Here is a 15,765-nt window from a genome sequence, read left to right on the forward strand (position 1 = left end):
TCCTTTCCTGCTGTTGTAAGCGGCATCGGGTTTTCCGGTAGGCATCCGTCAGCGGCGACGTCGCCTGGCCGCAATTTGTCGTTCCCCACCGCGATGCGGTAGTGCCATAGTTCGGTAATCTGTGTCGCGAGAAGCGGAACGCCAGAATGGAAATCGAAGATCTAGAGACATTCGTCGCAGTGGCCGATGCCGGGGGCGTATCGGCCGCCGCGCGCCGGCTCGGCGTCTCCAAGTCAATCGTCAGTCGGCGGCTCTTTCGGGTTGAAGCGGAGCTCGGCGTCCAGCTTCTTGCACGAACGACCCGCGGCGCCGCGCTCACCGAAGCGGGAATCACGTTTAGAGATCATGCGGCTAGAGCCAGCGCCGAGATCGACACGGCCAGGGAAACGATCCTCCCGACCGGCGACCTTCGCGGCCGCCTGAGGGTTGCCATGCCGCTGACTTTCGGCCCGACCCACTTCGCCCCGGTGCTCGCGGAAATGGCGCGCCAGCACCCGCAGCTTCACATTCATACCTCCTACAGCGATCGCTTCGTCGATCTCGTCGCAGAGGGTTTCGATTGCGCGATCCGGGGCGCCTACCTTCAGGACTCCAACCTGATCGCGAAGCGCGTCGGGCCGATCCATGGAAAGCTTGTCGCAAGCCCGGATTATATCGAAGCGCACGGGTCACCCGAGACTCTGGACGAACTCGTCACCCATCAGGCCCTCATGCAGGGGACGGAAGCCTGGCAGTTCTTGGATGGCCGCAAGATTGTTGCGGTCCAGCCGCAGGGCAGGTTCAAGGCCGACAGCGCCACGGCGCTTGCTGCCGCCGCGGCGGCAGGTCTCGGCATCGCCTGGCTCCCCGATTGCATCACACATGAATATGTGGCCTCCGGCGCGCTGGTCCCAATCATGACACGCTATCCGGTACCTCCGGGGGCCGCGTATGTCGTCCGACCGCCGGGTCAGCATCCCACGCGGAAAGTGCGGGTGCTCACCGAGATGCTAATTGAGTATTTCAAACGGAACCCGGATCTTTGGGGTCTCGACGGCTAGGGCGCGAACGGTGCGAAGCCTTATTAAAGAGTTGCGTTCGACGGTCGCTCTACAGCGAGCCGCCGGGCTCGACGACACCGCGCGCCCGTTCCACTTGCCGCGACACAGCTTGACGCATCACAGGACTAGTTGGGCAGACGGTCGCTGGCCAAGTTTAGGCGTTCGTCGGGCCGAAAGCGCTCTTCCCGCTCGTGTGGTCCGGATCAATCGAAATCAGGCATTCGCATCGGCAAGGGCGAGGCCTCCCGGAAGCCCAAGAGAGGATGACGTTCATGAGTTGGAACCCGGCAATCGACCCCGGCTGCCCCGATGAGGTCGGCATCGACGCGATCGAAACTCTCATTGTTCCACGCGCTCGCGATCTCGGCGGCTTTGAGGTTCGGCGCGCCCTGCCGGCGCCGAAGCGGCAGATGGTCGGACCGTTCATCTTCTTCGATCAGGCTGGGCCGGCCGAGCTCCTGACCGGACAGGGCGTTGACGTCCGGCCGCATCCGCATATCGGTCTCGGCACCGTCACCTATCTATATCGCGGCGACTTCCATCACCGGGACAGCACCGGGGCCGATCAGATCATCCGTCCGGGCGAGCTGAACTGGATGGTCGCCGGGCGCGGTGTCTCCCATTCCGAGCGCACATCAGCGGCCGCCCGAAGCGGTCCGAACAGCCTGTTCGGAATTCAGACCTGGCTGGCGCTGCCCGAGCGTCACGAGGATAAGGCACCGATGTTCGAGCATCATGGCAAGGAGGCGCTGCCGGTTGTCGAGGATAGCGGCGTCTCGGTCCGGCTCATCCTCGGGGACGCCTACGGCGAAAAGGCCCCTGCGACGATGTTCTCGGAAACATTCTACGCCGATGTGGCGCTCGAAGCAGGAAGCCGACTGCCGATGCCGGATGATCACGAAGATCGAGGCATCTACATCGTCGAAGGTTCGATCTCTATCGCCGGCCAGGAATACGACGCATCTCAGATGATGGTCTTCCGCCCCGGCGACAGGATCACGGTCGCGGCCGGCGACAGAGGTGCGCGCCTGATGATTCTCGGCGGCGCGACCTTTCCGGGCCCCCGCTACATCTGGTGGAATTTCGTCGCGTCTTCGCAGGAGCGCATCGAGGAGGCCAAAGCCGAATGGCGCGCGCAGAACTGGGGCAAGGGGCGCTTCGATCTCCCGGTCGATGACCGGGATGAGCACATTCCTCTTCCGGACTGACCGAGGCTGATAACGTGATCGCTGGACACGGCTCGAGCGGTCGAGGACGACACACCCGCTAGAAGGAGCAATTCCCATGAAGGTTCGCAAGTTCGCCATCACCGACGCAGTGCTGGAGCGTTCCCCGGGACAGGACGGAGACGTGTTTGTGGGCAATCTGGTCGACCAGCGCCATGCCTCCCCGATCACCATCGGGTACGGGCGCTATGGGCCGGACCAGACACTCGAGGAGACAATGGCCGTCGATGATGTGATGGTCGTCCTCGAGGGGCGGCTGTCGGTATCCGGAAAGGCAGGCAGCGTCACCGCAGGGCCGGGCGAGATCGTCCATATGCCCAAAGGCCAGAAGGTCACGATCTGCTCGCACGAGCAAGGCGCAGTCACCGCCTATGTCACCTATCCCCACTGGCGGGAGGCACGGGGGTAAGTCCTCCGGGCGACGCCGCAGGCTCGACGTCCACGCGGATCATGCTCATCCGAGTAGGCGTTGAGGTCTTGCCTGTTCAGATCTGGCGCGAGGCCTCTCCGCTTTGTCCCAGCGACGCCTCGCGTGCGCAGGCTCAAAGCTGTGCAAATCCGCCGTCCAGAACACCTCGCCCCCGTCTGGAAGCTGCTGTCGCTGAGGCGAGGAAGGCAGCGACGGCGGTGATAACGGGCGGCAACGTTCGAATGCCGCCGCGGCGAACTGAACGGCGGACTCGGGCGCAAAGCTGCCATCCAGCGCCGATGCGTGAGCACCGCCTTGGGCCAATACGTCATTCGACCGTAAGCGATTCGAACTTTTCACCGCCGTTACCACGCTATTCGCCCCCTGGTTGTTACCACCTCTTTGCGCAGGCGTAGTTCCGGTGGCGATTGGCGGTAATTCTCGGTGTTGGCGTAGTGGAAATGACCGAATTGGCGCGCCGCACCGGGTGATGATGAGAACTATGTCTACTCCATAGGCCTCTAAGGCCCGCCTGTGGCGCTCTTCGCCGACATTAGGACGACGGCCCGAGCAGCAACTGCAGCAGGTGGCGAACTCTCGTGCGTGCCCAACAATCGGCGGCAGGTTCATGGCGCAGGCGCAGGGTATCGGGCGTCGTGATCGTGATCGTAGCGGCCGGCTCGCGGCGTCGGGCCAGGATGAAATGACGTCTGCCGAGTGGACGCCTTCCTTCAGTGCCGTAGCGCAGGCGGTTTCGACCGCCGGCAGACCGTCGCTTAGCACCGGCCAGGATATCGACCATCTGCACCACCCTGCACTCCGCGAGCTTCCGACGCACCTGGTCCAGTGCGGCCGGAAGGATCCGACCCTTGAAGGGTGCGCAGAATACCGCCGAGCCTTCGATTTTCTGAGATTCGGGGGGCAAGCGAACTAAGTTTTGTCAGCGGCGATGTCACAGGGCGCAAGGCCGGGGTGTCTTAAGGATGTGATCAACCCAACACCCTCACGCGAAGGAGAGCAACTATGAGCCACCCCAATGCCCAATCACGCCTGAACTTCATGGAGCAATCGCCCGATCTGTTCAAGAAACTCCAGGAACTGGGAATTGCGATCGTCAAAAGCAGCGATATCGAGCCGGGGTTGGGCCAATTGGTGGACATCCGTGCCTCACAGATAAACGGCTGCGCCGCCTGCCTGGATATGCACGTCAAGCAGGCAAAGCTAAGCGGCGAGCGAGAGTTACGCTTGTATCACATCGCGATCTGGCGCGAGTCGCCGCTGTTTTCCGCCAAGGAGCGCGCGGCGCTGGCCTGGACCGAGGCGCTGACCCAGATCGCGCCGACGGGCGTCTCCGATGACCTCTATGCCGAGCTGCGCGAGCAGTTCAGCGAAAAGGAACTCTCGACGCTGACTTTCCGCGTGATCGGCATCAACGCGGCGAACCGCGCCAATGTGGCCTTCCGCACCCCGCCCGGCAAGTACGATAGGGAATTCGGTCTCGACAAGGCCGAGCTTGCCTAAGCGTGCGAACGATCCGGCGAATGCACCCCGCTGTCTGCGGCTTGGTCGCTAGGTTTGGGGCGACCGAGGTGATCGCCAAGGTCTAGCAACCGACTTACGCAAAGCTGTCCGCGCGCCGCGTACTCTTCAATAGTGAGCCGGCAGTTCTGACGTGGTCCGCGAACGGCAACCACCTACGCAGCGCGACGAGTGACAACTGGCGCATATGACAAGGGTACCGGAACCCATATTCGACGATGCAAATCGAATGTTCAGCGGAGATCAAAGAAAGAAGGAGAAGACATCATGAGTAAGGCTTGGTTCGTCACCGGTTCGTCGCGCGGTTTGGGCCGCTGCTTCGTCGAGGCCGCCCTGTCTCGCGGCGACAGGGTGGCCGCGAGCGCCCGAAACACCGCGAGTCTTGATGAACTGGCCGATGCCTATGGCGACGCCGTGCTTCCGCTCGAGCTGGACGTGACCGACAAGGTCGCGGTCTTCGAAAGCGTGAAGCGGGCCAAGGAGCACTTCGGCCGTCTCGACGTCATCGTGAACAATGCTGGCTACGCGCAGATCGGCGCAATCGAGGAACTGACGGAGCAACAACTGCGCGACCAGTTCGAAACCAACGTGTTCGGCGCGGTTTGGGTCATTCAGGCCGCGCTGCCTTACCTGCGCGAGCAGCGCGCAGGGCACATCATCCAAATGTCCTCGATCGGCGGGCTCATCGCGATGCCGCTCGGCGGCGCATACCAGGCCTCCAAATGGTCCCTCGAAGCTCTGAATGACACCCTTGTCCAAGAAGTCGCCGACTTCGGCATCAAGGTGACCGTGGTCGAGCCCGCCGGCTTCGCCACTAGGTCCGGCAAGAATCCAAATCCATTAGCCAACGGTCACATGGCCGAGGCGAACCCGGTCTACGACGGACTCCGCCAACGCCTTGCCGTGCTCGTGGGAAAGCAGCCCGCCGGCGACCCGGCCGCTGCGGCCCAGGCACTCCTCAAGATCGTCGATTCCTACACCCCGCCCCTGCGGGTGCTTTTCGGCCAGGGCTTCTACCAAATGCTCCAGCAAGTCTACGCCGACAGGCTCAAGTCCTGGGCCGACTGGCAGAACCTCTCGGCGGAGGCTCACGGGCAAGCTCAATCAAGAGATCGGTGACCCCTTCGGTGTGAGCTTTCGAGATCTGAGACGAGTGCATCAACCATGCCCGAATACAGACGGCATGCGTGAGGCGGTGGCGTTCTGGTGGTAGTCTTGCGGCACAGGCGAGGCCATTTAGTGCGCTATCCCTTTATTGAGAATTCGATGCGTCCCGAGCGGTTTGGCGGCGCGACGGCGCTGAATGAGAGGGATCGAGATTTGAACGACCATGCCAATAACGACCATGCCATTGATGTGGCGACGGAGGCTTTCACAGAGCACCGTGATCTTCTCTTCACGGTCGCATACGAGATGCTTGGATCGGCATCCGATGCCGAAGACGTCCTTCAGGAGACCTGGCTGCGTTGGGTGAAGGTCGACTTGGGACAGGTACGCAACAAACGCGCCTATCTTGTCCGAATTGCAACTAGGCAGGCGCTGAATCGGCTCCGCACCATAAAGCGGCGCAGGGAGGAATATGTCGGGCCGTGGCTGCCTGAGCCGTTGATCACTGCGCCGGACGTGACGGAAGACGTCGAACTCGCCGAAAGTGTTTCCATGGCGCTCATGATCGTCCTTGAGACGCTGTCACCGGTCGAGCGCGCTGTCTTTGTTCTTCGCGACGCCTTTGATGTAACTTATGAGGAGATCGCCGCCGTCGTCGACAAGACTCCCACGGCCGTCCGCCAAATAGCGCATCGGGCCCGTCTGCACGTCGAGACGCGCCGCCCTCGCCAAGTGGTCTCTCCCTTCGAGGCGAGGAGGGCACTGGAGTTATTCCGCCGTGCACTCGAATCCGGGAATCCCCAGGACCTCATCAACGTGCTTGCGCCTGACGTCGTCCTCGTGAGCGACGGCGGCGGCGTAAAGCAGGCTGCACTGCGCCCGATCATCGGGGCACAAAGGGTTGTCGGGATGTTCGTCCACGGCCTCCCGAAGATCGAAGGTGCGCTCACTGGCGAGCACACTGTCGTCAACGGCAACCCGGCGCTCCTCATGCGCCTTGATGGGAAAATCGACGGCGTCCTCGCGGTCCGGGTCGAGGACGCGCGCATCACCGGTCTTTACTACGTTCGAAACCCAGAGAAGCTAACACGGATCGCATCCATGACGTCGCTGACACTCGCATGAGCAGCGGCCCCGAACGAGCCCTTGCGATCAAGGGTCGTGGCGACGCGATTCCGATGCTGAAGATTTTCCGTGGGGTGAATGTACTTGCCAGATCTTGCTCTTCCTGCGATTCCCGCACGCTCCACTGTCGATACCGAAGGAATCAGGATCCTCGTCTGGCGCAGCGCGTCGATCACTTTTTCACCGCCGATCGCCGCCGCTACTACGCCTTTCGCGCGCAGGATATTTCTCGCGTTTCACTCAGCCGTAGTTCCGGCGGCGATTGGCGGTTATTCTCGGTGTTGGCGTGGTGGAAACGACAGAAGTGGCGCGCTCGGAGAGATTCGAACTCCCGACCCTCGGAATCGAAATCCGATGCTCTATCCAGCTGAGCTACGAGCGCCTGCGGTCTGCCGATATCAGACTTGGCTCGGCAGGGCCAGCAGTGGAAGCTAGTAGCAGGGATGCCGCCGGCGGTCCTGGCCGAGATAGGCAGCCGCGCCCTGACGGCAGAGGACAGTAGAGGGGCCGTCATAATAGGCAAAGGTGCCGGGTTGTGGGCCGGGCCCGTAATTGTGCAGGAAGCTGATCGGGTAGGGTAGGCCCCAATTGCGCAGGTGGTGCCGATTATGGCGGGCGTCCGCCAGGTTTGGGGCGATTACCGCCGCTAAAAGGAGGGCGGCGGCAACGAAAAACTTTGCTTTGGTCATTTCGATTCTCCGGAAGTCCCTCTGAGACTGTAGTGATTCGAGCCGAACGGATAGAAATTCGTGTGAAGAAAGTGCATCAAAACAACAAGATAGAAGCCTAAGCTGTGATTTGATCGCAGCTCGTAGCCCTGACATTCTGGCCGATCCGATGTCCCATTCCAGGAGAAGTGGGCCGAAATGCTGCGGAAAACCATCCTACCGCGCCCATTTTTGGCCTCAAGGGATGCTTAACGAATTCCCAACACAGTCCGGCCAGAGTTCTGTCCGGTCTTCGACAAGGGCAGACCTATCCCCGGCTGACAAAGGCTATCTGGTTCCAGATCGACCCATGCGCATCACGTCCCTTGCCTTGCTGTCCCTCTCGGTCCTGGTCGCGAGCCCGGCGCGCGCCGACCTGCATATCAGGCGCGATCACGGCGGATATGTCGAGGAGTACAAGGCCAAGTACAAGCGCATCCGCGACCGCAAGGAGCGCGTCATCATCGACGGCATCTGCAACTCGGCCTGCACGCTGGTGTTCGGCATCGTGCCGATGAACAAGATTTGCGTCACGCCGAAGGCAAGCGTTGGTTTCCACCAGGCTTATTACGACAAGGCCTTCACTTTCGGCATCAAGGTCACGAGTGCTGAAGGGACGTCGGATCTGATGTCCTATTATCCGGAAACGGTGAAGGACTGGATCCGCAGGAATGGCGGGCTCACGACCGAAATGAAGAAGATCAAGAACGGCCGCGAGCTCTGGAAGATCGTCGATCCCTGTCCGGAAGAGTGGTGAGCCCCGTTACCTTTCTCGCAAGCTCCAGAACGTGACGACGCAGCGATAGATTCGCCGCGCTTCATCCGTTCGTTCTTCGACATGTGAAATCGCGCCGGCGGCCCCGCGTGACCAATGCTTGCCGCACAACATGCGATCGGGCAACAGGGGCGAGCAAATGACCGGCGACTTCGAAAAAATGGCCGCGCGCGCGGCGCCCGCGATCTTCGTCGTCCTCTGGAGCACGGGCTTCATCGGTACCAAATACGTGCTGAACAGCGCCGAGCCGCTGACCTATCTCGCGATCCGAATGGCGTTGGTGGTGGGACTGATGGCGATCATCGTGGCGGTCGCGCGGCCGCGCTGGCCGGATCGCATCGGCATCGCGCACAGCGCCGTCGCCGGCATTCTGGTGCATGGAATCTATCTCGGCGGCACCGCGATCGCGATCGCACATTCGATTCCGGCCGGACTTTCGGCTTTGATCCCGGGCTTGCAGCCGATCCTCACCTCGACGCTTGCGAGCCGCTGGCTCGGCGAGCGCGTCACGCCGCTGCAATGGGGCGGATTGCTGCTCGGGCTCGCCGGCGTCGCACTGATCCTGCACGACAGGCCGATGAGCGGCGAGGCGGGCTGGGGATGGCTCGCCTCGGCCGTCTCGCTGGTCAGTATCACGCTCGGCACGCTGTACCAGCGCCGGTACTGCAGCGCGATCGACTGGCGGTCAGGCAATCTCGTGCAATACGTCGCGGTGACGATTTTCTTCGGTCTAGGCGCATGGCTGTTCGAGACCAACGAAGTGCATTGGACCACCGAGTTCATCTTGGCGCTGGCCTGGCTTACGGTCGTCCTGTCGATCGGATCGATCGGGCTGCTCTATTGGCTGATCCGGCGCTCGGCCGCGACGTCGGTAGCGAGCCTGTTCTATTTGGTGCCCGCTGTGACGTCGCTGATGGCCTACCTGCTGTTCGGCGAGCGGTTGGACGCGGTCTCTGTCGCCGGCATGGCCGCCTGCGCGGCGGCGGTGCTGGTGGTCAACCGCCGCTCAGTTTGAAGTAGAGCGTTCGACTCGCTTGCACGTATAAATTTCGTGAGGCTTATCAGTATTTTCCCTGGGTTGTGGCCATTAAGGCGATCGTAAGCAAAACAGGTCAGATTGGGCGCGATTTTGGGGGATTTCTCGTCATGGCCACGCAATCTGTTGGAAAGTTCCTGCCGGCGCTCAAGCTGCGCCTCGGTACCAAGGCTGTCATCTGTGCGATCCTCCTGATCGCGGTGAATACCGCGCTGGTGGTAGGGGCGGCCCATTGGTCACTGACCTCCGAATTTGGCGACCGGGCGCTCCGGGACATCGAGGTCAACCTGCGCACGCTGGGGCTGGCATTTGCCGAGACTTACGGTGACGCCAAGATCACCATCAAGGATGGGGCCGTCGCGCGCGCCGAAATTCCGAAGATGCCCGAGTTCAAGGACCACGCGATCGTCGATCGCGCGGTGGGCTATGCCGGCGGCAACGCGACGCTTTTCGTCTATGACGACGCCAGTAACCAGTTCGTCCGCCGCACCACCAACGTCAAGAAGGAGAACGGCGACCGCGCCGTCGGCACCCAGCTCGCGGCCGACCATCCCGGGCAGGCGGTGGTGCGCCGCGGAGAGGCCTATCGCGGCCCGGCGACGCTGTTCGGCAGGACGTTCATGACGGCCTACTATCCAATCATGAATCCGGCCGGCAAGGTGATCGGGCTCCTGTATGTCGGCATTCCCATGGCTCACTTCGAGAGCATGCTGTCGCACGCCATTCAGAACATGGCCATTGCAGCCGGCGTCGCGGCGCTTCTGGTGATGCTCCTGACCTTGCTGCTCGTGCGCCAGGTGACCAAGCCGCTCACCTCGGTCACGGCTTCGCTCACCGCCATCGCCAATGGCGACACCGACGTCGAAATCGACTGTGACGACCGGATGGACGAGATCGGCGAGATTGCGCGTACGCTTGCGGTCTTCAAGAGCAACTCGGTCGAGCGTCGGCGCATGCGCGACGAACAGACCTCAGCCGCCACTGCCGCGGCCGAGCAGCGCAAGTCCGAGCTGCGCGGCTTCGTCGATGAGTTCCAGACCAGCGTCGGCGGCATCCTCGACAAGGTGCTGAACTCCTCCGGCGAGTTCGAGCGCGTCGCGCGGCAGCTCACCGACACCGCGCGCACCACCGCAAGCCTGTCCGGCAAGTCGGCCGGCGCTTCCGAGACCGCCTCCGAGCATGTCCGCACCGCGGCGGCAGCCTCCGACGAGCTCTCCAGCTCGATCGCCGAAATCACCCGCCGGGTCCAGGAATCGAACGGGATCGCGGCCGACGCCGTCAAGCAGGCCGTCGCCACCGACCAGCGCATCAACGAATTGTCGGAAGCCGGCGCCCGGATCGGCGACGTGGTGAAATTGATCACCTCGATTGCCGAGCAGACCAACCTCCTGGCGCTCAACGCCACCATCGAGGCGGCGCGGGCAGGCGATGCCGGCCGCGGCTTTGCCGTAGTGGCGCAGGAGGTCAAGAGCCTGGCTGGCCAGACCGCGAAGGCGACCGAGGAGATCTCCAGCCAGATCGGCAGCATGCAGCTTGCGACCGAAGAGTCGGTCAGCGCGATCAAGGCGATCGGCCAGACCATCGAGCGCATCAGCGACATCGCCACCTCGATCTCGGCGGCGGTCGAGCAGCAGCGCGGCGCGACCCAGAACATCGCGCAGAGCGTGCGTGCAGCGGCGAGCGGCACGGCCGATGTTGCCGCCAACATCCGCAACGCCGCGCAGGGCGCCGACGAGACCGGCGAGACGTCGAGCCGGATGTTTGCCTCGGCACAGAATCTGTCGAGCGAAAGCCTGCACCTGAAGGCCGAGGTCGAAAAATTCCTCGACCGCGTCCGCGCCGCCTGACGGAAGCGTAGCGGTTGCTCGTGATGAACTGGCTGGTGCCCTGTTACCACGTCATTCCGGGGCGGTGCGAAGCACCGAACTCTGGTGCGCAATTGCGCACCAGAGAATCTCGAGATCCCGGGTCTAGTGCTTGCGCACCATCCCGGGATGACGGTTTCGATTGATCGCTACGCGCTCAATCGCAACCGTCACTTCGGCTGCGGCACGATCCGGATATACGGCTTCGGCGCCTTCCAGCCGGCCGGATAGATCGTCTTCGCCTCGTCGTCGCTGACGGAGCCTGCGATGATGACGTCCTCGCCCTGTTTCCAGTCGGCCGGCGTTGCGACGCGATGCTTGGCCGTCATCTGCAGGGAATCGATCGCGCGGAGGATTTCTGCGAAGTTGCGGCCCGTGGTCATCGGATAGACCAGCACCAGCTTGATCTTCTTGTCCGGCCCGATGACGAACACGTTGCGGACTGTCTGGTTGTCGGCGGGCGTGCGCGTGAGCGGATCGCCCGACGTTGAGGCCGGCAGCATGTCGTAAAGCTTGGAGACGTTGAAATCGATGTCGCCGATCATCGGATAGTTCGGCGCCGCGCCCTGCGTCTCCTTGATGTCCTCGGACCATTTCGAATGCCGGTCGACAGGATCGACGCTCAAGCCCATCAGCTTGACGCCGCGCTTGTCGAATTCCGGCTTCAACTTCGCGAGAGCGCCGAGTTCGGTGGTGCAAACCGGCGTGAAATCCTTCGGGTGCGAGAACAAGAGCGCCCAGTTATTGCCGATCCAGTCATGGAATTTGATTTTCCCTTCGGTGGTCTCAGCTTCGAAATCGGGGGCGGTTGCGCCAATCTGGAGTGCCATGGTTTCACCTCATGTTATTCAAGTTACGGGGGAAATTTGTCTTCAACATTATAGGAGTCTGAAGCGGTTAAGTGAACCGGCTAGCGCAGAAGGTGAGATCCTTCTCAGCAAGCCCGGAACTCCTAGCATCTTCTTTTGATCCGCGCCTCTGCGACGAAAAGAACCGTTGGCTCCTGCATTCGATGGAGGAAGTAGATTCGGGGGCCATCCTGTTGTTTGGTCGCGATCTTTTCATCGCTGCTCCACTTTTTTGCCGTTGCTGCCCAGATATTGCCTTTTATGGCCCGCATCACGCCGGGCCATTTTGCACCCGAGCGTGCTTTGGCTGAACCGTGACGGACCTCACAGCGACCAATTGGCAACCATGTAAAAATCTCGGAATGCGGGTTTCGAGTCGTTAACCGCTCGTTCATGCCCCGTATGGAAATGCTGGACTGGAATTGAAATTGAGAAGTGCAACTATGTCTGCCCCGACGGCTGTAGCCGCTGAAACATCCCTTCAACCATCCTGCCGCAAGACCGCCGCTTATGCGCTCACCATCGTGCGCGATGGCGTGATCACCGGCGAGGGCCCCACGACCAAGGGCCGCATCCATTTCTCCCGCGCGCTCGATGCCGATGACGCCGCTTGGTGCGTACGCATCCTGACCGTGAGCGCCGTCGAACATGAGCCGGTGAGCCGCGCCGAAGTCGAAGCGTTGTTCGAAATCAGCGATGCGGCCGCGGAACGCACCGACGACGGACGTTTCGACGATTTGTTGGCCAAGGCGGTCGCCCACCATGCCGCTTCCGAGTCCGGCCTGCCGGTGCCGCCGCGCACGGTGGCGCTGTCGCCGGATACGCCGATCGAGAGCTGGGCGCCGGTGAAGGCCGCCAACATCGACACCAAGGTGCTGGAATGGATCGCCAGCCAGATGCGCGGCAAGCGCCACAGCAACCGTCGCCTTGCGGCGCTGGTCGCCACCCTGGTCGGCGCCGCCGCGCTGCCGCTCGCGCAACTGCCGGGCATGCTGGACATGGGAATGCTGTAGGTCCATTTGGCGACACTTGTGCGGAACCGACCTCGGAGTCGGGGAGCATTGCCGGTCCCGGTAAAATCCTGCTCGAAAACACGTGGAAACATTGCCGCCTGACGTCGTTCTTCGATGGAAGGAGGCCCGCCATGAGCAAGTTCCATGAGAAGGTCGAGGCTCAGACCAAACAGATCATCGGGCAAATGCTCGGCGACGAACTGTTAGTTCGGGAAGGCAAGGAGCAACATCGGCAAGCGACAGAGCCCGAACCGACCGATCCCGGATCGTCCGATGGCAGCGACGACCAGGGCATCGTCCGTGATCAACGGGGACAGGAGCAACCCAAGGACAAGGAGCGCGCCCAGCGCGTGAGCCGGGTCGACCGCGGCGGCGATCCACCCGGAAAGAAGACTTCAGACAATCGCTAAATCTTCAGGGTAATCGCTAAAACCAAAAGAGAAGAGGCGTATTTGACCGCCTCTTCTTCAAGGCCTGTCGTGTTGGCTACTGACAGATGTGACGCCGGCCGTCCTCGCCGATGAACGTCGTTCCGGGCTGACAGACGAATCCGCTACTGTAGCTGCCATAGTAGCGACGCCCATAATAGCCATCATTGTAGGCGTAGACGTCATTTCGGAACGGAGCTGTCGCAATCGCGCCGGCCGTGCCGCCGACCACGCCGGCGGCTATCTCACCCGGCCAGAATCCGCTGTGGCGGTGATAAACCCGGTCCTGGGTCTGCGGTTTACGGATGGCATCCGACCGTCCGTGAGGATCCTGCGCCAGTGCTGGCGCTGCGACCGCAGTCGAAAGAACCGCCGCTGCGGCTAGGAGCTTCAAGTTCATGGGTTGCCTCCGTTGTGCTTACGCGGGGCCAACAAACAGCGATGTTGGCCGTTCCGATCTCGTGATCGGCTCGTTTCAAACGGATGTGAGGTTTCTGTTCCGGCTTCTGTTCCGCCAAAGGTGCTCAATCAGCAAACGCACCACTTTTGTGTGGCCGGAATAGCGGCCGCGATCACACGCCCTCCCGGCCCGTTGGGAACGATGCCCCGCAGTACCGATTTACCGAGACAGCTCAATCTCAGGATCCGGGTGACCGAAGCGTTCAGTGCGAAGGTCATCGAGGAGGTGAGGGAAGGCCGGCACACCAGGCGGGCTTCTCAGGATGAGGGTTTGAGCAGCTATGAAGCAGTAAGACTGACCGCAACCCATGAGGTCGCCATGAAGAGCATGCTTATCGTCGCCGATCACGAGGCGCAGGTTCACGTCGTCATTCTGGACACGGGAGAGGAGGCGTTTGCCGCGCTCACCCGGTTCGCCGAAAAATCCGGAATTTCCGCGGCCTCGCTGACCGCGATCGGCGCCTTCGAACGGGCGACGGTCGGCTGGTTCGACGTCGCCGCGAAGAACTACCGGAAGATCGAGGTCGACGAGCAGTGCGAAGTCCTCAGCGCGATCGGCGACATCGCCGCAGGCGACGACGGCAAGCCCAGCCTGCACGTCCATGTCGTGCTCGGCCTTTCCGACGGTTCGACACGCGGTGGTCATCTGCTGGCGGCAACCGTCAGGCCGACGCTCGAAGTGATCTTGACCGAAGCGCCGGCAGCGCTTCGACGCAAGAAGAGGCCCGACCTTGGAATTGCCCTGATCGATCTTGCGGCGGGGGGCGGGTAGCGCCTTCGACGGGCGCTTTAGGAACCATTTCATTCGGTCCCATGTTGTCAGCGCACCCATCAATGGAGGAAGCCATGCCGGACAAAGACCTGAATGAACTGTTCCTGGATACGCTCAAGGATATCTACTACGCCGAGAAGCAGATCCTGAAGGCGCTGCCGAAAATGGCGAAGGCCGCCACTTCGGACAAGCTCCGGGCCGCCTTCGAAAAGCACCACGAAGAGACCGAGGAGCAGGTCGAAAGGCTGGAAGAGATATTCGAGCTTCTCGGCAAGCCAGCGCGCGGCAAGAAGTGCGAAGCGATCGAGGGCATCATCGACGAAGGCAAGGACATCATGGAGCAGTATGCCGACACGCCCGCGCTCGATGCCGGCCTGTTGGCCGCCGCCCAGTCGGTCGAGCATTACGAGATTTCTCGTTACGGCACCCTGAAAGCCTGGGCACAAAAGCTCAACAATCCGCAAGCCGTGAAGTTGATCGATCAGACGCTTGCCGAAGAGAAAAAGACCGACGAAACCCTGACCAAGATCGCGGAGACTGAAGTCAATTACGAGGCCGCGGCATAGAGCACTCGTTCTATTGCGTCATGGCTGCTCAAACCGCTCATCCCGAGGCGCCCGCAGCGCGGGCGTCTCGAAGAATGTAAGCCACAGACGGGGCCTCATGCTCGTCGGCGCCCCACGTGAGCACCTTCGCAATCTGTTCGACTTCCTTTCGGGCCGAACAAATATTTGCGCACCGGGCGCCAGCGTAAGCAAACGTTTAGCCGCTGCCCGTAAAATGCCGGCATCAACTTCTGCATTAACCCCTGGTTAGTCATGCGCCTTCTGCCGATGAAAGAGCCGGACAGGTCCTGGCGGTCGATCAAGGGCCAGTGGAAGAAAGACGCCGAAAGCGTCGGAGAGGATTTTTCGACCTTTTCGACGGGAAGCTTTGCGGCTTATGACGGGCTGACCAGGGAAGGCGATCACCCCAGTCTCTACTGCCTGTCCGATGGCGAACGCGTCCACGCGGCCTGCCAGGTCAGCCGCCTGATGATGAGCAAGTTTCCAGATCCCATCCTCCGCGCGCGCTTTATCGTGGTGTCGCCGGTTTACGAACTCGGCATCGCGGATGCCGGCCAGTATGCCCAGACGATGGTGGCGCTGTTCTCGGGCATCGTATGGCTGTCGAGAGACACGATGTCGGCGAGCCACATCCGGTTTTTCCTGCGCAGTCCCGGAGACTCGCAGTTTTTCGCGGCGCTGCAGGCTTCGACGCCGGGCTCGCTGTTTTCGAAGTTCACGATCGACGGCGCGCTGATCGAGTGCAGTCTCAAGGAAGACGAGATGGCGGAATCCGCGTGATTCCGCGGCCGTCTTAACCCCTCGATAACTCATTTTGCTAACCGCCTCTTGGCTTGTGGTCCCTACAACG

17 protein-coding genes, 1 tRNA gene and 1 pseudogene are annotated in these 15,765 nt (G+C 61.7%); 14 read left to right on the top strand and 5 right to left on the bottom strand.

Annotated features, from left to right (window positions below; genetic code table 11):
• The first annotated feature begins 146 nt into the window (after window positions 1-146).
• The 3 genes from LMTR13_RS17245 to LMTR13_RS17255 all read left to right on the top strand — a co-directional run bounded on the left by LMTR13_RS17245 (window position 147) and on the right by LMTR13_RS17255 (window position 2,675).
• A complete protein-coding gene (locus tag LMTR13_RS17245) occupies window positions 147-1,040 on the top strand; it encodes a LysR family transcriptional regulator (protein WP_065728893.1) in 894 nt (297 codons plus the stop codon).
• 272 nt (window positions 1,041-1,312) lie between these two features.
• Window positions 1,313-2,248, top strand: coding sequence for a pirin family protein (locus LMTR13_RS17250; protein WP_065732755.1), 936 nt, complete (start codon window positions 1,313-1,315; stop codon window positions 2,246-2,248).
• 76 nt (window positions 2,249-2,324) lie between these two features.
• On the top strand, window positions 2,325-2,675 hold the full coding sequence (locus LMTR13_RS17255; RefSeq protein ID WP_065728894.1) for an ethanolamine utilization protein: 351 nt from the start codon (window positions 2,325-2,327) through the stop codon (window positions 2,673-2,675).
• Between the two features lie 553 nt (window positions 2,676-3,228).
• On the opposite strand, the pseudogene LMTR13_RS39360 reads toward LMTR13_RS17255, so the two are convergent.
• A pseudogene (locus LMTR13_RS39360) lies at window positions 3,229-3,555 on the bottom strand (IS21 family transposase); the annotation flags it as partial.
• A 143-nt stretch (window positions 3,556-3,698) separates the two neighbouring features.
• On the opposite strand from LMTR13_RS39360, the gene LMTR13_RS17265 reads away from it, so the two are divergent.
• The 3 genes from LMTR13_RS17265 to LMTR13_RS17275 all read left to right on the top strand — a co-directional run bounded on the left by LMTR13_RS17265 (window position 3,699) and on the right by LMTR13_RS17275 (window position 6,446).
• Entirely contained in the window at window positions 3,699-4,196 is a 498-nt protein-coding gene (locus LMTR13_RS17265) for a carboxymuconolactone decarboxylase family protein (RefSeq protein ID WP_065728896.1), read from the top strand.
• A 285-nt stretch (window positions 4,197-4,481) separates the two neighbouring features.
• A complete protein-coding gene (locus tag LMTR13_RS17270; protein WP_065728897.1) occupies window positions 4,482-5,333 on the top strand; it encodes an SDR family NAD(P)-dependent oxidoreductase in 852 nt (283 codons plus the stop codon).
• A 147-nt stretch (window positions 5,334-5,480) separates the two neighbouring features.
• Window positions 5,481-6,446, top strand: a complete 966-nt coding sequence (locus LMTR13_RS17275) for an RNA polymerase sigma-70 factor (protein ID WP_083219076.1) — start codon at window positions 5,481-5,483, stop codon at window positions 6,444-6,446.
• 305 nt (window positions 6,447-6,751) lie between these two features.
• On the opposite strand, the gene LMTR13_RS17280 is transcribed toward LMTR13_RS17275, so the two are convergent.
• Both LMTR13_RS17280 and LMTR13_RS17285 read right to left on the bottom strand, forming a co-directional pair.
• Window positions 6,752-6,828, bottom strand: a tRNA-Arg gene (locus LMTR13_RS17280).
• A gap of 49 nt (window positions 6,829-6,877) precedes the next feature.
• A complete protein-coding gene (locus LMTR13_RS17285) occupies window positions 6,878-7,135 on the bottom strand; it encodes a hypothetical protein (RefSeq protein WP_065728898.1) in 258 nt (85 codons plus the stop codon).
• A 328-nt stretch (window positions 7,136-7,463) separates the two neighbouring features.
• On the opposite strand from LMTR13_RS17285, the gene LMTR13_RS17290 reads away from it, so the two are divergent.
• From LMTR13_RS17290 to LMTR13_RS17300, 3 genes are all read left to right on the top strand, one after another.
• Window positions 7,464-7,910 carry a hypothetical protein gene (locus LMTR13_RS17290; RefSeq protein ID WP_065728899.1) on the top strand — a complete coding sequence of 149 codons (447 nt, stop codon included), beginning with the start codon at window positions 7,464-7,466 and terminating at the stop codon, window positions 7,908-7,910.
• A gap of 157 nt (window positions 7,911-8,067) precedes the next feature.
• On the top strand, window positions 8,068-8,943 hold the full coding sequence (locus LMTR13_RS17295) for a DMT family transporter (protein ID WP_065728900.1): 876 nt from the start codon (window positions 8,068-8,070) through the stop codon (window positions 8,941-8,943).
• Between the two features lie 131 nt (window positions 8,944-9,074).
• The gene (locus LMTR13_RS17300; RefSeq protein ID WP_065728901.1) at window positions 9,075-10,811 is read left to right on the top strand and encodes a methyl-accepting chemotaxis protein; all 1,737 of its coding nucleotides are present in this window, start codon (window positions 9,075-9,077) and stop codon (window positions 10,809-10,811) included.
• A gap of 188 nt (window positions 10,812-10,999) precedes the next feature.
• On the opposite strand, the gene LMTR13_RS17305 is transcribed toward LMTR13_RS17300, so the two are convergent.
• On the bottom strand, window positions 11,000-11,659 hold the full coding sequence (locus tag LMTR13_RS17305) for a peroxiredoxin (RefSeq protein ID WP_065728902.1): 660 nt from the start codon (window positions 11,657-11,659) through the stop codon (window positions 11,000-11,002).
• Between the two features lie 461 nt (window positions 11,660-12,120).
• On the opposite strand from LMTR13_RS17305, the gene LMTR13_RS17310 reads away from it, so the two are divergent.
• Together LMTR13_RS17310 and LMTR13_RS17315 are read left to right on the top strand one after the other, a co-directional pair.
• A complete protein-coding gene (locus tag LMTR13_RS17310) occupies window positions 12,121-12,690 on the top strand; it encodes a hypothetical protein (RefSeq protein ID WP_065728903.1) in 570 nt (189 codons plus the stop codon).
• 131 nt (window positions 12,691-12,821) lie between these two features.
• Window positions 12,822-13,100, top strand: a complete 279-nt coding sequence (locus LMTR13_RS17315; RefSeq protein ID WP_065728904.1) for a hypothetical protein — start codon at window positions 12,822-12,824, stop codon at window positions 13,098-13,100.
• A 76-nt stretch (window positions 13,101-13,176) separates the two neighbouring features.
• On the opposite strand, the gene LMTR13_RS17320 is transcribed toward LMTR13_RS17315, so the two are convergent.
• Window positions 13,177-13,518: a hypothetical protein gene (locus tag LMTR13_RS17320; protein WP_065728905.1), complete on the bottom strand. Its 342-nt coding sequence runs from the start codon at window positions 13,516-13,518 to the stop codon at window positions 13,177-13,179.
• Window positions 13,519-13,896: 378 nt separating this feature from the next.
• Between LMTR13_RS17320 and LMTR13_RS17325 the strand changes: the two genes are divergently transcribed.
• From LMTR13_RS17325 to LMTR13_RS17335, 3 genes are all read left to right on the top strand, one after another.
• The gene (locus LMTR13_RS17325) at window positions 13,897-14,349 is read left to right on the top strand and encodes a PPC domain-containing DNA-binding protein (RefSeq protein ID WP_065732757.1); all 453 of its coding nucleotides are present in this window, start codon (window positions 13,897-13,899) and stop codon (window positions 14,347-14,349) included.
• Between the two features lie 74 nt (window positions 14,350-14,423).
• Window positions 14,424-14,915: a YciE/YciF ferroxidase family protein gene (locus tag LMTR13_RS17330; RefSeq protein ID WP_065732758.1), complete on the top strand. Its 492-nt coding sequence runs from the start codon at window positions 14,424-14,426 to the stop codon at window positions 14,913-14,915.
• Between the two features lie 252 nt (window positions 14,916-15,167).
• Window positions 15,168-15,695, top strand: coding sequence for a hypothetical protein (locus tag LMTR13_RS17335; RefSeq protein WP_065728906.1), 528 nt, complete (start codon window positions 15,168-15,170; stop codon window positions 15,693-15,695).
• Window positions 15,696-15,765 lie beyond the last annotated feature (70 nt).

Origin of the sequence: Bradyrhizobium icense (assembly GCF_001693385.1) — a bacterium.
GTDB classification, from domain to species: domain Bacteria; phylum Pseudomonadota; class Alphaproteobacteria; order Rhizobiales; family Xanthobacteraceae; genus Bradyrhizobium; species Bradyrhizobium icense.